General features: G+C 59.5%; 16 protein-coding genes. 13 read left to right on the forward strand and 3 right to left on the reverse strand.

Annotated elements, in window-relative coordinates:
• The first annotated feature begins 28 nt into the window (after positions 1–28).
• Positions 29–1,132: a glycosyltransferase family 9 protein gene (locus LCM4576_RS27210; RefSeq protein WP_071035551.1), complete on the forward strand. Its 1,104-nt coding sequence runs from the start codon at positions 29–31 to the stop codon at positions 1,130–1,132.
• Between the two features lie 132 nt (positions 1,133–1,264).
• The gene (locus LCM4576_RS27215; protein WP_071035892.1) at positions 1,265–2,005 is read left to right on the forward strand and encodes a polysaccharide deacetylase family protein; all 741 of its coding nucleotides are present in this window, start codon (positions 1,265–1,267) and stop codon (positions 2,003–2,005) included.
• Positions 2,006–2,169: 164 nt separating this feature from the next.
• Here the strand turns inward: LCM4576_RS27215 and LCM4576_RS27220 are convergent, their stop codons facing one another.
• Both LCM4576_RS27220 and LCM4576_RS27225 read right to left on the reverse strand, forming a co-directional pair.
• Positions 2,170–2,559 (reverse strand): DUF427 domain-containing protein, encoded by a 390-nt coding sequence (locus tag LCM4576_RS27220; protein ID WP_040991203.1) that lies wholly within the window; start codon positions 2,557–2,559, stop codon positions 2,170–2,172.
• Positions 2,560–2,752: 193 nt separating this feature from the next.
• Positions 2,753–3,109, reverse strand: a complete 357-nt coding sequence (locus LCM4576_RS27225; protein ID WP_071035552.1) for a hypothetical protein — start codon at positions 3,107–3,109, stop codon at positions 2,753–2,755.
• Positions 3,110–3,298: 189 nt separating this feature from the next.
• Between LCM4576_RS27225 and LCM4576_RS27230 the strand changes: the two genes are divergently transcribed.
• Positions 3,299–4,927, forward strand: coding sequence for a fatty-acid--CoA ligase (locus LCM4576_RS27230; protein WP_071035893.1), 1,629 nt, complete (start codon positions 3,299–3,301; stop codon positions 4,925–4,927).
• Between the two features lie 82 nt (positions 4,928–5,009).
• On the forward strand, positions 5,010–5,795 hold the full coding sequence (locus LCM4576_RS27235; protein ID WP_071035894.1) for a DUF1499 domain-containing protein: 786 nt from the start codon (positions 5,010–5,012) through the stop codon (positions 5,793–5,795).
• Here LCM4576_RS27235 and LCM4576_RS27240 read toward each other — a convergent pair whose 3' ends face one another.
• Entirely contained in the window at positions 5,796–6,704 is a 909-nt protein-coding gene (locus LCM4576_RS27240) for an MBL fold metallo-hydrolase (RefSeq protein ID WP_071035553.1), read from the reverse strand.
• Positions 6,705–6,908: 204 nt separating this feature from the next.
• On the opposite strand from LCM4576_RS27240, the gene LCM4576_RS27245 reads away from it, so the two are divergent.
• The 9 genes from LCM4576_RS27245 to LCM4576_RS27290 all read left to right on the forward strand — a co-directional run bounded on the left by LCM4576_RS27245 (position 6,909) and on the right by LCM4576_RS27290 (position 17,851).
• Positions 6,909–7,499, forward strand: coding sequence for a biotin transporter BioY (locus LCM4576_RS27245; RefSeq protein WP_071035895.1), 591 nt, complete (start codon positions 6,909–6,911; stop codon positions 7,497–7,499).
• A gap of 222 nt (positions 7,500–7,721) precedes the next feature.
• Positions 7,722–8,612: a glucose-1-phosphate thymidylyltransferase RfbA gene (gene rfbA / locus LCM4576_RS27250; RefSeq protein ID WP_071035554.1), complete on the forward strand. Its 891-nt coding sequence runs from the start codon at positions 7,722–7,724 to the stop codon at positions 8,610–8,612.
• The gene (gene rfbC / locus LCM4576_RS27255; protein ID WP_071035555.1) at positions 8,605–9,159 is read left to right on the forward strand and encodes a dTDP-4-dehydrorhamnose 3,5-epimerase; all 555 of its coding nucleotides are present in this window, start codon (positions 8,605–8,607) and stop codon (positions 9,157–9,159) included. Before rfbA ends, rfbC begins: the two co-directional genes overlap by 8 nt.
• Positions 9,160–9,173: 14 nt before the next feature.
• Positions 9,174–10,328: a dTDP-glucose 4,6-dehydratase gene (gene rfbB / locus LCM4576_RS27260; RefSeq protein ID WP_244510933.1), complete on the forward strand. Its 1,155-nt coding sequence runs from the start codon at positions 9,174–9,176 to the stop codon at positions 10,326–10,328.
• Positions 10,325–11,233, forward strand: a complete 909-nt coding sequence (gene rfbD / locus LCM4576_RS27265) for a dTDP-4-dehydrorhamnose reductase (protein WP_071035556.1) — start codon at positions 10,325–10,327, stop codon at positions 11,231–11,233. The genes rfbB and rfbD overlap by 4 nt, the downstream gene beginning before the upstream one ends.
• Positions 11,230–13,881 carry a glycoside hydrolase family 99-like domain-containing protein gene (locus LCM4576_RS36935; protein ID WP_198540320.1) on the forward strand — a complete coding sequence of 884 codons (2,652 nt, stop codon included), beginning with the start codon at positions 11,230–11,232 and terminating at the stop codon, positions 13,879–13,881. Before rfbD ends, LCM4576_RS36935 begins: the two co-directional genes overlap by 4 nt.
• Position 13,882: 1 nt before the next feature.
• A complete protein-coding gene (locus LCM4576_RS35295) occupies positions 13,883–15,565 on the forward strand; it encodes a rhamnan synthesis F family protein (protein ID WP_157901240.1) in 1,683 nt (560 codons plus the stop codon).
• Between the two features lie 65 nt (positions 15,566–15,630).
• Positions 15,631–16,434 (forward strand): ABC transporter permease, encoded by an 804-nt coding sequence (locus LCM4576_RS27285; protein ID WP_244510934.1) that lies wholly within the window; start codon positions 15,631–15,633, stop codon positions 16,432–16,434.
• Positions 16,424–17,851: an ABC transporter ATP-binding protein gene (locus LCM4576_RS27290; RefSeq protein ID WP_071035559.1), complete on the forward strand. Its 1,428-nt coding sequence runs from the start codon at positions 16,424–16,426 to the stop codon at positions 17,849–17,851. The genes LCM4576_RS27285 and LCM4576_RS27290 overlap by 11 nt, the downstream gene beginning before the upstream one ends.
• Positions 17,852–17,898: the final 47 nt, after the last annotated feature.

The following is a 17,898-nucleotide window of genomic DNA, read 5'->3' on the forward strand; positions in this document are numbered from 1 at the left end:
ATACCGAATTCATTGGTGTCCGAAACCCATGTTGCAGATTGCCCCAACCGCCTTCCGGTCGATTCTGATCGTGCAGACCAAGTTCATCGGCGACATTGTCCTTGCCTCGGCGCTGGCGAAGAACCTGCAGCTTCAATATCCGGGCGTCAGGATCGTTTTTCTCTGCGAGGCGCATTTCGCCGGCTTCCTGACGGGGCACGGCATCRCCACCGAGGTCGTCMCMTTCAGCCGTGCCAAGATGCGCGGTTCGCCGCTCGAGCGCGGGCGCGAACTCTTCCGCATGGTGCGGGCTTTGCGGCAGCACCGCTTCGACATGACCATCGACATCACCGACTCCAAGACCTCGCGGATCATTTCCGAACTGGTCCACGCGCCGGTCAGGGTCGGCCATTTCCCGACCGAGAGGCCCTTGCGCTGRCATGAGCGCCAGCCCGCCAACGTCCGGATGAAACCCTACGGATTCGGCAAAAGACACTATCTCTATCGCTATTTGTCTCCGTTGGAGGCGCTTGGCATCGCGCTGCGCGTCAGGGTTCCGGCCATTCGACCCTTGCCCTTCGAGACGACGCGCGCCCTGGCTTTGCTCGCCAGGCACAAAATTCGGCCAAACGCCTTTATTGCCGTTCATGCCGGAGCAAGCTTCGTGGGACGGCGCTGGCAGCCGGAGCGCTTCGCCGAAGCAATCGACAGGATCGTGCGGGAAACCGGCCTGCAGGTGGTTCTGGTCGGCGGTCCGGACGAGAGCGAGGCGACCGACAGGATCATCGCGGCGGCGAAGACGCGCGTCGTCAACCTGGCGGGCATGCTGYGGCTGGAAACGCTGCTGGCGCTGCTCAAGGAGGCGCGGCTGTTTCTCGGCAATGAAAGCGGCCCCATGCATATAGCGGCCGCGGCAGGCACGCCGGTGGTGGGCCTGTTCGGCCTGACCAACCCGGTCCGTTGGGCGCCGGTCGGCGTGCCAAGCATTTCGCTTAGGCCTTCCATGCCTTGCGACTGYGTCGGCGGCGACCTGTGCCGCCGGACCGATCCGAGCAAGGCATGCTGTGTCTGGCGCCTGGAGGTCGATCCCGTCGTCGGGGCGACGCTGGAACTCCTGGCACGGACGGAAATGCCCCTGGAAGCTGCGGTGTAAGGCGAAAGCAAATTTTCGCGATTGCTGTTTTTGCGCTGTCTGCCGTCCCGATTTTCGCCTAGATGCCAGTCTTGTGGAGACACGTTTTGGCGCGGCGCGGAGAATGCCGAACGTGCCGGTTTGGAACGGATGATGGGCCTGCTTCGAAATTCCATTTGCGCGATGGCGCTGTCGCTGTTCGCCGCGTCCGCGGGCAATGCCGCGACGCTGCTCGAGCCGACGCTGCATCTGAAGCCGCAGGGCGCTGAAGGCCGCGGTCGCGTCGCCCTGACGCTCGATGCCTGCGGCGGCAAGACCGACACAAGGATACTTTCGGCGCTTGTCGACAACAGGATACCGGCGACGATCTTCGTTACCGGCATCTGGCTGAAGCGCAATGCCGAAGCTGTCGAGATCATGCGGGCGCATCCCGACCTGTTCGAACTGGAAAACCATGGCGGCCRCCACATTCCGGCGGTCGATACGCCGCAGAAGATCTACGGCATCCGCAGCGCCGGCAGTCCGGGCGCCGTGCAGGCCGAGGTCGAATCCGGCGCCGCCGCCCTTGCCGCGGCAGGRCAAGCGCCAAAATGGTTCCGCGGCGCCACCGCCGAATACAGCCCTTCGGCGATCGCCATGATCCGCAAGCTGGGCTTCAAGATCGCCGGCTTCTCGGTCAACGGCGACGGCGGCTCGCTGCTGGGCGCCAAGGAAACGGCGCGCCGCATCGGCGCAGCCAAGGACGGCGACGTCATCATCGCCCACATCAACCAGCCGACCCATGCCGCCGGCGAGGGCGTGGTTCAGGGTCTGCTCGCCTTGAAGCAGAAGGGCATGACCTTCGTGCGCCTGGACGATGCCGAGGGAGTCGGCAACGACGGCACGACGGACTGAGCGCAATGACATTAAGGTGAGGCCGGGCTGCGAATGGCGGTCTCCTGCATTTCCGGTGCTCACGTACTGAAAGTACGCTCCGCTCCGGTTCTCGGAACCCACCATTCTCGACTCGGCCTGAGCTGAATCCCAAGCACCTTTGGCGGGCCATCCGCCAAGAACGGTCAGTCCGGCGTTGCCTCGACCGTCACTTTGCTCGCATAGAACGCGCCGTGGTTGCGGATCTCGGTCATTTCATCGAACGGATGTTCATAAGCCCACATGGCGTTCGTGCCGGCTTCGCCGGCCGCCTGGACGCTCCAGTAGCTGGCATCGCCCTTGTACGGGCAATGCGTGGAATGCTCGGTGCCGGAGAGCTTGCTGAAGTCGATGTCGTCGAAGGGGATGTAGAAAGCGGCCGGGTAGGGCGGTTCCGACAGCACCTTGGCCCGGGTCGATTGGGCAATGACGGTGTCGCCGGCGCGCACGGTGACGCTGCCGCGATAAGGTTCGACGGTGATCACCTTGTCCGGATTGCGCTGGAAGCCGGGGGCAGGGTTGGCGGGCTTGTCCATGAATGATCTCCTGGAGCAATTCCAGGAAAAGTGCGAGGCGGTTTTCCGTCCGGAATTGCGTCAAAACAAAAAGAGAGCGTTTCGTCGTTCCCGTGAAACGTTCTTGGGGGAACTTACATGTGTCGGGCGCGCGCGTCGCGCAAGCGCTCGCCCTGCGCCATCACCATTCATTGAACGTTTGTTATCCGCCCGGTCAGGCGGCCGTCTTGAAGGCATCCATGAGGCCGGCATAGGCTGCGGCAATGCCGGCGACCGGATTGGTGCTGCGCGCCGCGGTCTCGACCTTCAGCGCACCGCCGCTGGTCGGGAGCGTGAGCAGCAAGAACTGGCGGTTGCCGGCGTCGCCGATGCAGGCGGCGGCGACATGTTCGCCTTCCATGCCGTTTTCAACGCGCATCTTGAACAGCAACGTTCCGCCGACGGCCTCCAGCGCGCCGCCGACGACTTCGGCAAATTCATCTTCGGAAACGGTTTTGGTGTCCGGCGTCAGATCGTCCAGACTTTCGGCAAGCGTGCTTTCGAGGGTTTTTTCGTCGAGCTGCGCATCCATGCGAACCACTCCATTCGCCAATCTCACCCAGCCCGTTAACGAAGCTTAACGGCGAGGATGGCCGGATTATGGCGGTTTTCCCGGTTCTTCGATCCATCCACGGGCTTCGACTTATGGCGGCTGGACAATCCGCTTGTTCCTTCCACAATGCGTGAAACAACGACGCGAATGCGCAAGAGGGAGGAACAGATGCTCGGATTGATGCAGGAATGRCCGCTGCTTTGCCACAAGCTGATCGACCATGCGGAACGCCAGCACGGCAGCCGGGAGGTCGTGTCGCGTTCGATCGAAGGACCGATCGTGCGCACGACCTTTGCCGAAATCCATCACCGGTCGCTCAAGGTGGCGCAGCGGCTGGAGCGCGACGGCTTCGGGCTTGGCGACCGCATCGCGACGCTTGCCTGGAATACGGCCCGCCATATTGAGGCCTGGTACGGCATCATGGGCATCGGCGCGATCTACCACACGCTCAACCCGAGGCTTTTTCCCGAGCAGATCGCCTGGATCATGAACAATGCCGAGGACAAGGCGATCTTCGTCGATCTGACCTTCGTRCCGCTCTTGGAAAAGATCGCCGGCGCGGTCCGATCGCTGCGACGGGTGATCGTGCTGACCGACCGGGCGCATATGCCGCAAACGTCGCTGGCCAATGCCGTCGCTTACGAGGAATGGCTGGCCGAGGCCGACGGGGCTTTCGCCTGGAAGGTCTTCGACGAGAACACCGCCGCCGGCATGTGCTACACGTCCGGAACGACGGGCGACCCGAAGGGCGTTCTCTACAGCCATCGTTCGAACGTTCTTCACGCCATGATGGCTGCCATGCCCGATGCCATGGGCCTGTCGACGCGCGATGTCGCCCTGCCTGTCGTGYCGATGTTTCACGCCAACGCGTGGGGRCTAGGCCAGAGCGGGCCGATGATCGGCGCCAAGCTGGTGATGCCGGGTTGCAAGATGGRCGGCGCCTCGATCTATGAGTTGCTCGACACCGAAAAGGTGACCTTCAGCGCCGCCGTGCCCACCGTCTGGATGATGCTGCTGCAATATCTGGAGGAGACCGGCAAGAAGCTGCCTTATCTGAAGAAGGTCGTGATCGGCGGAGCGTCCTGTCCGCGCGCCATCACCGCGAAATTCCAGGACGATTACGATGTGCAGGTGGTGCATGCCTGGGGCATGACCGAGATGTCGCCGCTCGGCACGCTTTGCACCTTGAAGCCGCAATATGAGGCGCTGACCGGCGAGGCGCGGCTCGATATCCAGGCGAAGCAGGGTTTTTCGCCCTTCGGCGTCGAGATGAAGGTGACCGATGACGACAACAACGCGCTGCCCTGGGACGGCAAGACCTTCGGGCATCTCAAGGTGCGCGGTCCCGCGGTGGCCCGCGCCTATTATGGCGGCGCCGGCGCCGAGCAGTTCGATGCCGACGGCTGGTTCGACACGGGCGATGTCGCCCATATCGACGCCAGCGGCTACATGCAGATCACCGACCGCGCCAAGGACGTCATCAAGTCCGGCGGCGAATGGATATCGACCATCGATCTGGAGAATCTTGCTGTTGGCCATCCGGACGTGGCGGAAGCGGCGGCCATCGGCATCCCGCATTCCAAATGGGGYGAGCGGCCCTTGCTCGTCGTCGTCAGCAAGCCTGGCAGGGAGCCGAGCAAGGACGACATCCTCACCTTCATGAGCGGCAAGGTGGCGAAGTGGTGGATGCCCGACGACGTCGCCTTCGTCGGCGAAATTCCGCACACCGCCACCGGCAAGATCCAGAAGACCAGTTTGCGCGCCCAGTTCAAGGACTACCGCCTGCCGACGGATTGACGAAAAATGTTCGATCTTTCGGCTTCAAGYCCGCRCCAAAAACCTCTAAGTCTCGGTTCGGACTGGGGTAATGCGGCAGACGATGACTACAATTCCTGAACGGCAGACGTCGAGGGCGGCCGGCTGGTCGCGGCGGATCGGGGCATTTTCTCTCGTCCTTCTGCTCACCGTCGTTGGCGCTTACAGGCTGGGCCTCGTCGAGACGCCGCCTTTCCTGTGGGTGCTGGCGATCGTGGCGTTGCTGGCGGCGCTCGCCCTGTTGCTGGCCGGCCTCGCCCTGTCGCGGATCTGGAGCTTCGGCGATCGCGGCGGCCGCGATCTCAGCATCGGCGCGCTGCTGGCGCTGCTGGTGCTGGCACCGTATGGCGTGGCCGTTTACTGGGCGACGATCTATCCGCCGCTGCGCGACATCTCGACCGATCTCGACGATCCGCCGGCGCTCGACACCAGCGACCGCACCGCCGACATGAACGAGCTGTCGGCCCCGACGCCGGGCGAACAGAGCCTGCAGGCCGATGCCTATCCGCTGGTCAGCGGGCGCAGCTACAATCTGCCTTTCGAAACCGTYGTCGACGCCGTCGAAACCGTGCTCGACCGCCGCGACTGGCAACTGAYGGCGCCTTATCCCGACATCAACGGGCAGAGCGAGGCGACGATCAACGCGCTGGCCAAGGGCTTCGTGCTCGGACTGCCGGCCGACGTCGCCATCCGCGTCACCGACGACGGCGACCAGGTGATCGTCGACATGCGTTCGGCCTCGCGCTACGGCCGCTACGACCTCGGCGACAACGCCGCCCGCATCACGGATTTCCTTGCCGAACTCGACCAGGAGGTCGCCGGACAGGTCGGCGCGGCGCCGGCCGAGTGATCAGGCGCCGGGGCTGAAAAGGCCGTCGATCGCCGGATCGCCTTCTGTGGTCACGAGGCCGYGCGCGACCAAATCCTCGAGATGGGCAAGCACCGACAGGCCGGCGGCGCCGTGCAGCCGCGGGTCGGTGTCGCGATAGATCGCCGCGACCATTTCCGTGATCGTCCGGTCTCCGGCGCGGATGCGTTCCAGGATCGCCCTTTCGCGCATCTTGCGATGCGTCTTCAGGCCGCGCATGAACCGGCCCGGTGCGGTCACCGGCCCGCCATGGCCCGGCAGCAGCATGCGATCCCCGCGCGCGAGGAGCTTGTCGAGGGAGCTCATATAGTCGGCCATGGCGCCGTCCGGCGGCGCCACGATCGAGGTCGACCACGCCATGACATGGTCGGCTGAAAACAGGGTGCCGGCTCCCTCGAGGGCAAACACGGCGTGGTTGGCGGTATGGCCGGGCGTCAGCACGGTGCGGATGGCCCAGCCGTCACCTTGGGTCAGCGCATCGTCGGCCAACACGACATCGGGAACGAAGGCGAGGTCGGCGCTGGCGTCCAGCGGATTGACCTCGCCGATGCGCAAAGGCCGCGCCGGCCGATGCGGGCCTTCGGCAAGCGTCGGCGCGCCGGTCAGTTCTTTCAACCGAGCCGCGAGCGGCGAATGGTCGCGATGCGTGTGGCTGACGAAGATGTGGCTGACCGGTCGGCCGGCGATCGCCGCAAGCAGCGTTTCGAGATGGGCGTCGTCTTCCGGCCCGGGATCGATCACCGCCAGCGTGTCGCGGCCGACGAGATAGCTGTTGGTGCCGTGGAAGGTGAAGGGGCTCGGATTTCTGGCGGTGACGCGCAGCACATCCGGCGCAACCGCAACCGCCCGGCCATAGGCCGGATCGAAGCTGGTGTCGAATTCAAGGGCCATGCCGGCGTGCTCCGTTGCAATGCGGCAAAAAGATTGCCGCCTGATACGGAAGCCAATATAGGAAAATCAATGCATGTCGCCCAAAAGTGCGCAGCGGKTTTGGGCAAACGACATGCATCAAGACGAATTTTTGAAGCGCGTCGCCTGAATCCGGTTCTGCGATGCGCTTTGAAAGCCAGCAAATCAGCCAGAATGGGGAAGACCATGGCAACTGCAACCACGATGCGCCCGCTTGTTTCTCTCACCCTGCCGGATCGGGGCGCTGCCCGGCTCGCGACCCAGCTCTTCCTGGCGCTTGCCGGAACCCTGCTGCTGACGCTTTCAGCCAAGACCAAAGTGGTGCTCGGCCCGGTCGACATCTCGCTGCAGACGCTCGCCGTGCTGTTGATCGCCTCGGCATTCGGTCTGCGGCTCGCCGTCGCGACGCTCCTTCTCTACCTCGCCGAGGGCGCCTTTGGCCTGCCGGTCTTCCAGGGTACGCCGGAAAAGGGCATCGGCATCGCCTATATGCTGGGCTCGACCGGCGGCTATCTTGCYGGCTTCGTGGCGATGGCGGCAATCGCCGGCTGGGCCGCGGACCGCGGCTGGGACCGCAATCCCTTCAAGCTGTTCGGCGCCATGCTGACGGCGGAAATCGTCATGATGGCCATGGGCTTTGCCTGGCTGGCGATCCTCATCGGGCCGGAAAAATCCTGGCAGTTCGGCGTCCTGCCCTTCATCGTCGGCGACCTGATCAAGGTGGCCTTGGCCGCCAGCCTCGTGCCGGCGGTGTGGGCATTGCTCAAGCGCGGCTGAGCCAGACCGACGGAAAAAGGGGCCGGCGGGCGACAGCGCCCGCCGGCCCCTTTTTCATGGCGCGGTCGGATTTCGCTCGAAACCACCGGGCGCCGGATGGTAGAAAGAGGTGAAGTAGCGTCGGGAAGCAGTCGAAGCCGACATTGACAAGCCAGCGCCCGAAACCTAAGCACGGGCAACTTGGCGTCGAGGCGGGGGCCGCGGTAGTTCAAGGAGAGCTTGTTGAAAGGAATTATCCTTGCGGGTGGGAGCGGAACACGCCTTTATCCACTTACATTAGCGGTTTCTAAGCAGATACTGCCGATCTACGACAAGCCGATGATCTATTACCCGCTGAGCGTGCTGATGCTCGCGGGGATTCRCCAGATCCTGGTCATTTCAACTCCGCGCGACTTGCCGGTTTTCCAGGCGTTGCTGGGCGACGGCTCCGAATTCGGGCTGGAATTGTCCTATGYCGAGCAGCCGCAGCCCAACGGCCTCGCCGAGGCCTTCATCATCGGCCGCGACTTCATCGGCAAGGACAACGTGTCGATGATTCTCGGCGACAACATCTATTTCGGCGAGGGTCTGTCGCATCTCTGCCGTGCCGCGGCTGGCCGTGACAGCGGCGCCTCGGTGTTCGCCTATCACGTCGACGATCCGGAGCGTTACGGCGTGGTTTCGTTCGACAAGGCGACCGGCAGGGCTCTGACGATCGAGGAAAAGCCTCAGAAGCCGAAATCCAACTGGGCCGTCACCGGTCTCTATTTCTACGACAACAATGTCGTCGACATCGCCTCGACGATCCGCCCTTCCGCGCGCGGCGAGCTCGAGATCACCGCGGTCAACAACGTCTATCTCGATCGCGGGGAACTGCATGTGCATCAGCTCGGCCGCGGCTATGCCTGGCTCGACACCGGCACCCATGACAGCCTGCATGAGGCGTCGTCCTTCGTGCGCACGATCGAGCATCGCCAGGGCATAAAGGTTGCTTGCCCGGAAGAGATAGCGTTCGAGCAGGGCTGGCTCGGCGCCGACAAGGTTCTGGAACGCGCCGCGCGCCTCGGCAAGAACGAATATGCCGCTTATCTGCGCAGGCGGGTCGCCGATCTGATGGAGGAACAGGGTGCTTGAGGTCAGGCCGCTCGGCCTCGACGGCGTGCTGGAGATCGTGCCGAAGCGGCATGGCGACGCGCGCGGCTTCTTCAGCGAGACCTGGAATGCCGAACGCTTCGCCGAAGCCGGCATCGATCTCGCCTTCGTGCAGGACAACCATTCCTATTCCGCCGCGGCCGGCGTGCTGCGCGGCCTGCATTACCAGCTGCCGCCGCGCGCTCAAGACAAGCTGCTGCGCGTCATCAGGGGCAGCGTCTTCGATGTCGCGGTCGACATCCGCCGTTCTTCGCCTACTTTCGGCAAATGGGTGGCGCTGGAGGTGTCGGCTGAGAAGGGCAACCAGATCCTGGTGCCGAAAGGCTTCGCGCATGGCTTCGTCACGCTCGTGCCGGACACCGAGGTGCTCTACAAGGTGACCGACACCTACTCGCCCGGGCACGACCGGTCGATCCGCTTCGACGATCTGGYGATCGGCATAAGTTGGCCGGCGCTTCCCGGCGGCTTCCAGCTTTCCGACAAGGACCGCAACGCGCCATTGCTTGCCGAGGCGGAGGTGTTCGCGTGAGGAGAGACGGCGGCATGAATTTCCTGGTCACCGGCGGCGCCGGCTTCATCGGCTCGGCCGTGTGCCGGCATCTGTGCGCCAATCCGGCCTACCGCGTCACCAATCTCGACAAGCTCACCTATGCCGGCAACCTCGCATCGCTGCGGCCGATCGAGAACGCGCATAATTACCGTTTCGAGCAGGCCGACATCTGYGACGAGCGCACGGTGCTGGAGATCTTGCGCCGCGACGACATCGACATCGTCATGAACCTCGCCGCCGAGAGCCATGTCGACCGCTCGATCGACGGGCCCGGCGCCTTCATCGAGACCAACATCGTCGGCAYCTACCGCATCCTGAATGCGGCGCTGGAATACTRGCGCGGCCTGTCCGAGGAGCGCAAAGCTGGCTTCCGCTTCCATCATGTCTCGACCGACGAGGTGTTCGGCGACCTGCCTTTCGACGGCGGCATGTTCGTGGAGGAGACGCCCTATGCGCCGTCCTCGCCCTATTCGGCCTCGAAAGCGGCCTCCGACCATCTGGTGCGCGCCTGGCACGAGACCTATGGCCTGCCGGTGGTGCTGTCCAACTGCTCGAACAATTACGGGCCGTACCATTTCCCCGAAAAGCTGATCCCGCTGGTCATCCTCAACGCGCTCGACGAGAAGCCGCTGCCGGTCTACGGCGCCGGCGCCAATGTGCGCGACTGGCTGTTCGTCGAGGATCACGCGCGCGCCCTCGAGCTGGTGGCCACCAAGGGGCGGCCGGGCGAGAGCTACAATGTCGGCGGCAATTCCGAACGCACCAATCTCGGCGTCGTCGAGGCGATCTGCGATCTTCTCGACCTCAGGCGCCCGCGCGCCGGCGGCAAGCGCTATCGCGAGCTGATCGCCTTCGTCACCGATCGCCCCGGCCACGACCGCCGCTATGCGATCGACGCCTCCAAGATCGCGCGCGACCTCGGCTGGGCGCCCAAGGAGAATTTCGACAGCGGCCTGGCCAGGACCGTCGACTGGTATCTCGACAACAAATGGTGGTGGGGGCCGATCCGCGAGCAGCGCTACGCCGGCGAGCGGCTGGGCCGGACCGCGGCGGAGAAGCGCCCGGTCGAGAACGCCCCGGTCGAAAGCGCAAAGATCGAAAGCAGCCCGGCCGGGAACGCGGCCGAGAGYAGGAAGGTGGCCACGTGAGGCTTGCCGTCACCGGACGCGAGGGCCAGGTCGCCGCAAGCCTGGTCGAGGCCGCGCGGGGTCGCGACGATGTCGAAGTCGTCGCCGTCGGCCGGCCGGCGCTCGACCTTGCGCGGCCCGGCACGGTGTTCGCGGCGCTCGAGGCGGCAAGGCCCGACATCGTCGTTTCCGCCGCCGCCTACACCGCCGTCGACCAGGCCGAGGATGAGAAGGACCTGGCCTTCGCGGTGAACGCGACCGGCGCCGGCAAGGTGGCCGAAGCCGCGGCGAGGCTCGGCGTTCCCGTCATCCACCTGTCGACCGACTATGTCTTCGACGGCACCAGGGACGGCGCCTATGTCGAGACCGACCCGACCGCGCCGCTCGGCGTCTACGGCGCCTCCAAGCTCGCCGGCGAAGCGGCCGTGGCGGCGGCAAACCCGCGCCACCTCATCCTGCGCACGGCCTGGGTCTACAGCCCCTTCGGCAAGAACTTCGTCAAGACGATGCTGAGGCTGGCCGGCGACCGCGACGAGATCGCGGTCGTCGCCGACCAATGGGGCAATCCGACATCGGCGCTCGACATCGCCGACGCGATCCTGCATGCGGCGGCGAGGCTGGGAGCCGACAGGAATTTCGCCGCCTTCGGCGTCTATCACCTGGCGGGCGAGGGCRAGACCAACTGGAGCGGCTTTGCCCGTCACATCCTCGACACAAGCAAGGCGTTTGGTGGCCCGCACGCCAAAGTGCGCGATATCGCGACGAGCGACTATCCGACCAAGRCCAGGCGCCCGCAAAATTCGCGGCTGTCGACCGCGAAGTTCGCGGGCGTGTTCGGGTGGCAGGCGCCGCATTGGCKGGAGGCGACGGAAAGCGTGGTTCGGCGGCTGGGGGGCAGCGAGACGAAACAGGCATTGAGTGCATGAACGAAAATCCATCACCGGAGCAACTGCGCGATGCGAGCGCGCAGCCGGCCGATCAAGCGRCACCGAAGAAAGGCGCCAAGGCCAAGTCGGCAAAGACCAAGCCCGCGAAGCGCACCTGCATCATGGTGCTAGGCATGCACCGCTCGGGGACGAGCGCGCTGACGAGGGCCATCAGCCTGCTTGGCGCGGAGTTGCCGAAGAATTTGCTGGGGGCCAATCCGTCGAATCCGACGGGGCATTGGGAGCCRCAGCGTCTCATCGAGCTGAATGACCAGATGCTTGCCGAGGGCGGCAGCCGTTGGGATGACTGGCGTGCATTTGATCCCAAAGACCTTGGAACCGTGCGCCTGCAATTCTACAAGGCTGAGATCGCCAAAATAATCGACGAGGAATATGATGGCGCGTCGCTCTTTGTCCTGAAGGAGCCGCGTATTTCRCGCTTCGTGCCGCTCTACGCGGATATTCTGGGACGAATGCGTATCGGTGTTCGCTACACACTTGTTTCGCRCAATCCGCTTGCGGTGATCGCTTCATTGGCGAACCGGGACGGCTTCACGGCGGGCTTTAGTTCCCTTCTTTGGCTTCGACATGAATTGGACGCAGAGCGTGCAACGCGTGGCAAGCCCCGTATCTTCCTGTCTTATGAGAATATGCTCGACGATTGGCGCTCGGGCATCCAAGGAATTACTAGTTCCCTTGGCATTGACTGGCCACGCCCCGCAACGGAGTGGAAGACGCTACTCGCCGACCATTTTTCGGCGGACCATCGACATTTTGCCGCAAGTGCGGACTTGCTTCAAGCCGATCCGCGGATTGTTGACTGGGTTAAAGAWGCCTATGCGGCTTTAACGGCACTGAGATCCGACGATGCTGACGCAGATGCGCTCGAAAATCTTGATCGCATCAAGGCCGAATTCGACGCCACGTCACCAATTTTCGGGGAAGCGTTCTTTCCCGAGATTGATGCGCGTCTTAGATTGCTGAATCAAGATAGGGTTGCACAAGAGCAATTGGCTGAACTGCGTGGTGCAGAGGTTAATAGGCTTACGTCGGAGTGCGAGCAAAAGATTTTGGAGGCTCAAGCTCAAGCGGAAGAGTTGATGAATGAACACATTGAACTGCAGCGCTTGAAGGGAGAGGCAAAAAATATATCGCAGGAACTTCTAAAGGCACAAAGCCTCATTGATGAGCAAGGTCACCAAATACAGGCCCTTCGGGCGGAAAGGCGAGCGCTCGAAATCCAATCTAGCGAGCCGTCGAGGTTTGTACCGGAAGCCGATGTTAATTCACCGTCCTATCAGGCTTTTTCCAAAGAGCCAGAAAAGCAAGATGCAGTAAGTGTAGTTAGTGACGAATCCAAACTTATTGCATTTTACCTCCCTCAATTCCATCGAGTAAACGAGAATTCTGAATGGTGGGGACCCGGCTTCACTGAATGGACGAATGTGGCTCGCGCAACTCCAAATTTTGCYGGCCATAGCCAACCAAAGATACCCCGCGATCTCGGATACTATGACCTTACTCATCCTGGTGTTATGCGTGAGCAGATAGAAATAGCAAAACTGTACGGACTGCATGGGTTTTGTTTCTATCATTATTGGTTTAGCGGCAGAAGAATACTAGAGAAGCCCGTTGATCTCTTTATAGAGAGCGACATAGATTTCAAGTTCTGTCTGTGTTGGGCTAACGAAAATTGGACGCGAGCCTGGGACGGCGATACAAAAAACGTCTTGCTTCAGCAGAAATACRCTGAAGGGGACGCCGAAGCATTCATCGATGGAATGATCGCTTATTTCCGCGACCACAGGTACATCAAGATCAACGGGGCTCCRCTTTTAGTAGTTTATCGAGCGAAGGACATACCCGACCCTAAGCGTTGGTTTTCGATATGGCGAGACCGCGTTGTCGCTAATGGATTTCCTGGCATCCATATCAGCGTGGTGGATTTTTACGATATATCTACACCTGAAGACGTTGAAGCTGACTCCCTAGTCGAATTCCCGCCTCATAAGTTCAATGGGCCCCAGAATCATCCCACTGAATTTCCTTCGATCATGAATCCGAATTTCTCGGGTGGTATAGTTGACTATCGCAAGATGATCGCCCAAAGCGCCAATCGCCCGAGGCCACCCTTCGCTATGTTCAGAGGAATTATTCCAGGCTGGGACAATAYGGCTCGCCGACAAAACAATCCAACCATAGTCATTAATTCGACTCCGAAGCYTTATGGCGAGTGGCTTCGTTTCTTGCGCTTTCAAGCCAGGCAAGACCATCCTGATCCAGACAATCGCTTAATCTTCATAAACGCTTGGAATGAGTGGGGCGAGGGGTGCTACCTAGAACCCGACCAGCGATGGGGTCTTTCCTATCTGGAGGAGACGCTTCGCGGGAAATTCTTTGACGAAGACAGCGGGCCAGTCGGGATTGATGAGGCTCGGTCGCGTCTATTCGACGAGATCGCTTCGCAAACGGCGGATCAGGAGGTTTCTAACTCGCCCCTGCCGAAAGAGACGCTCGCAACCATCGTCCCTCCCAGCCAAGTGGCGGTAAGAACGTCGACCGTCCTGCGTAGGTGGCCCATGTTGCATTCCGCCGCCAGATATGTCTACCGGCGTTGGYATGAGAAGGCGCGCAGTTACCATGGATAGAGTGGCCATCGTAGCTCATTTTGACCCGACCGATTCTGTAGAGGCCAATTTTCTAGATTTGTTGGTTTGCCTTTCAGCAGCATTCGATCACACGGTTCTGGTTACGACTAGCAAGATCGAACCCGAATTGACGAAAGATTTCCCTAATCTCACGGTAATAACTCGTCYAAATTTCGGATACGATTTTTACAGCTATCGTGTCGGACTGACGTTCGCGCTGGAAAATTGGCAGGTTGGAAGCGCCTTACTGGTAAATTCCAGCTTTGCGATCCTATCGCTCGATACTTTCCGTAGTACCTTAGACGGAATGTTGAAGCTGATCGGGAGCTACGATGTCGTTGGTGCGACTGAGTCGCTGCAGTTCTCTTGGCACATTCAATCATATCTGATGCTTTTGGGGCCGAGCATCTTGGGGCAAGCCTGGTTCCGCGCATTTCTTGGGAGTATAGAGCCAACTAATTCGAAATTTGATACAATTGCCAGATTTGAGCTTGGTTTGTCCGTTGGTCTGAAGCACAATAACGCCAAAGTGACGACCTTGCTTCGGTCAGAAATTGTTCGATTCGGTAGCGTCAACGATTACTGGACGCAGGATGGCAAAGAACAACACTTGGCTGTTCCGGCGGTCATTCCCAAGGACAACTCTTTCTCACAAAAATTCAATCCGGTACACCACTTGGCGGAGCTTGTCGCGCGCCGACTGGGTTATATTAAGTTTGAGGTCCTGAGAGATAATCCTCATCAGGTTGATTTGTCCTTTGTCGACGAACTTTGCGAGCCAGATCGCCTTGGAAAAATTCAGGAGATGGTTGACCGTAGCCGCCTGAGCTATGCTCGGGGAACTGACAGCCTTTCCGCCTTCAAGCCAAATAGTAGGCCTATCCCGTCGTTCAAACTTGCACGCTGGCGCCAAGCGAACGTCGGAGAGGTTGGTGTCGCGGTAGTGTTGCATCTGTATTACGTGGAAATGATTCCCGATATCTATCTCGTGTTGCAGAATATCGTTTTGCCGTTTGATCTTCATGTTACGACGCCTTTTGAAGGCGATACTACTGAAATATTTTCAGCTTTTTCCAAGTTGGCTCGAAGCGTGTCAATCTACTGCTCAGAGAATCGCGGTCGCGATATTGGTCCGTTCGTTTCGATCTATCGCACCGGTATGCTGGACCGATATGATGTCGTGTTAAAGATCCATTCCAAGAAAAGCACCTACAGCGCTAGCGGCCCCTTCTGGAGAGATCGATTATATCAATCGGTCGCGGGCGACTCCCTGACGGCCTTGAGATCCATCGCTCTCATAAAGTCAGGTCAGGTTGGCATTGTCGGCCCGCACCGGTACTACCTTACTAATGATCGTTTCTGGGGCGCCAATCGCGAAACGATGCGACGGTTGCTGAATGAGATGACGGCATCCAGCTTCGATGAACCTCTACAACTGGGCTTCTTCGCGGGTTCGATGTTCTGGTTCGCCCCGCGATCGTTGAAGCCGTTGAAGGATATTCCCGAAGCGAGCCTGACTTTCGAAGAGGAAAGCGGTCAGCAAGATGGCACGCTTGCTCATGCTTTAGAGAGGGTCTTTTGCCCGGTCGTGCGCAGCCAKGGCTTCACTGCCTCGAGCGTCATTCTTGGCGGGAGAGATATTCAAGAACATTCGTCGCTCGAGAACGATGTGCCGGTATTGTAAATAAGCGATTTAATACATAGTAAATAATTTTTTTCTTTAGGTGAAAAATTTCCTAGGTGTTTCTATTGGAAGGAAAAGCGAAGAAAAGCATGGAATTGATATTATCTCTAATCCGCCGCGAGATTGCCGGTCGCTATCGCGGTTCGGTGTTCGGCTTGTTGTGGTCGCTGCTGAATCCTCTGTTCATGCTGGCTGTCTATACGTTCGTCTTCGGTGTTGTGATGAAAGCCCGGTGGACAACCCCCGATCAGCAGAATGCTACGCATTCAACGGGCGAGTTTGCTATCATCCTGTTTTGCGGGTTGATTGTTTTCCAGTTTTTCGCCGAGGTGATATCCTTGGCGCCAGGGTTGATCGTAGGTAATGTTAATTACGTCAAGAAGATCGTTTTTCCAATCCAGGTTTTGCCTGTGGTTTTGGCGGGAGCGGCGCTCTTTCACGCGGCAGTCAGCTTGTTAGTGCTGCTCACCTTCGCTTACATCGTTTTTGGAGGTATTCCGCTTACTGTAGTCCTGGCACCAATGGTTTTCGCGCCGCTGATAGTTATAGCAGTTGGCATCGCCTGGATGTTGGCATCGATCGGCGTCTATTTTCGCGACATGGGCCAGATCGTGGCACCGTTGGTAACGGCGACTTTATTCTTGTCGCCAGTGTTCTTCCAAAGAACGTCGTTGCCATTCTGGTTACAGCCGTGGCTTTCTCTCAACCCGCTCGCGATCCCGGTCGAGAGCTTCCGCGATGTCGTCATTTTCGGTGTGCAACCAGATTGGACGTCGCTTGCCTATTACTCGGTCGTGGCGATCGTAGTGGCAGTTCTCGGCTACCAGTTTTTCCAGAAGACCCGCAGAGGCTTCGCAGATGTCCTCTAATTCATTTGATATCGACGATCGCAATTCGGACGCAGTCATTCGCGTACGCGACGTGTCGAAACATTATGTCATGTTCGAGCGACCGGAGGATCGTTTCAAACAGATGGTGTTACCGCGGCTGGGGCGGCTGGTCGGCCGACCGCCGCGCCGCTATTTCCGCGATTTCGCCGCCCTGTCCGGCGTTTCGTTCGAGATCGGGCGGGGCGAAACGGTCGGCATCATAGGACGCAATGGCTCGGGCAAGTCGACGTTGCTGCAAATCATCTGCGGCACGCTGCAGCCGAGCGGCGGCTCGGTCGAGGTCAACGGGCGCATTGCTGCGCTGCTGGAACTCGGCGCTGGCTTCAATCCTGAGTTCACCGGCCGCGAGAACGTTTTCCTCAACGCTTCAATCCTAGGTTTGCCACGCAAGGAAATGGAGTGGCGCTTTGACGACATTGCCCGCTTTGCCGACATTGGTCCCTTCATCGACCAGCCGGTGAAGACCTATTCGTCGGGCATGTATGTGCGCCTAGCCTTCGCTGTCGCCATTAATGTCGATCCAGACATTTTAGTGGTGGATGAGGCCCTGGCTGTCGGCGACGAGGCATTCCAGCGCAAATGCTTTGCCCGCATTGAAGACATCAAGGATAAGGGCGGCACCATCCTTTTCGTCAGCCATAGTGCTCAGACCATCGTACAATTGTGCACGCGAGCGATGCTGATCGATGGCGGTGAGAAGATACTCGAAGGGCAGCCGAAGAAAGTGGTTAGCCAATATCAGCGTTTGGTGAACCTAGTTGGGGATGAGGCGCGGGATGTCAGAGAAAAAATAAAACAGATGACTAGTGTTGACGAAGTGAGATCGGGCGAGGCGACTCGAAATAGTTTAGATAATTTACACGAGTATAGTAAGATAATAAATGTAACGAAGAATTCAAATGATGAAAGCTGGTTTGATCCTAATCTTAAGTCACCTTCAAAAGTTGAGTATGAGAGTCAAGGAGCAAAAATTGATCAGCTAAAAATTGTCAATTCAAATGGAGATATTGTTAATGTTCTTAGCTTTGGTCGGCGATATGTTTATAAATATACCGTTAATTTCACCGAGGACATTTATAACGTTGGATTCGGAATGTTGATAAATACAAAAACAGGCCTTGGTATTGCAGGAATTGGCAAAGGTACCAGTGGGCCACCCGTGATGAAAAAAGTAAAAAAGGGGTCGCGGATCGGTGTATCCTTAGAGTTTGAGGCATCTCTGTTGCCTGATGTGTATTTCTTAAATGCGGGGGTCATGGGGAGGTCAGCGAGAGGTAGCAATTTTGTTCATCGTATTCTAGATGGAATAGCATTTCGGATTGCTCCAGTCGTCGATCTGGAAGCAACCGGAATTGTGGATCTAGGGATTGAGTTTAGTTATGAGTTTATGGATTGAGGAGAGAAAGTTGGTAACCCACCTAGCTCTGCCCATCGCCGGATAAG

The sequence above is a fragment of the Mesorhizobium sp. LCM 4576 genome (assembly GCF_001854815.1).
Taxonomy (GTDB): Bacteria; Pseudomonadota; Alphaproteobacteria; order Rhizobiales; family Rhizobiaceae; genus Mesorhizobium; species Mesorhizobium plurifarium.

Excerpts from the sequence above, each read along its gene's own strand:
- LCM4576_RS27225 (WP_071035552.1), bottom strand. The coding sequence starts at position 3,109 with ATGGATGCGCAGCTCGACGAAAAAACCCTCGAAAGCACGCTTGCCGAA.
- LCM4576_RS27290 (WP_071035559.1), top strand. The coding sequence starts at position 16,424 with ATGTCCTCTAATTCATTTGATATCGACGATCGCAATTCGGACGCAGTC.
- LCM4576_RS27220 (WP_040991203.1), bottom strand. The coding sequence starts at position 2,559 with ATGGACAAGCCCGCCAACCCTGCCCCCGGCTTCCAGCGCAATCCGGAC.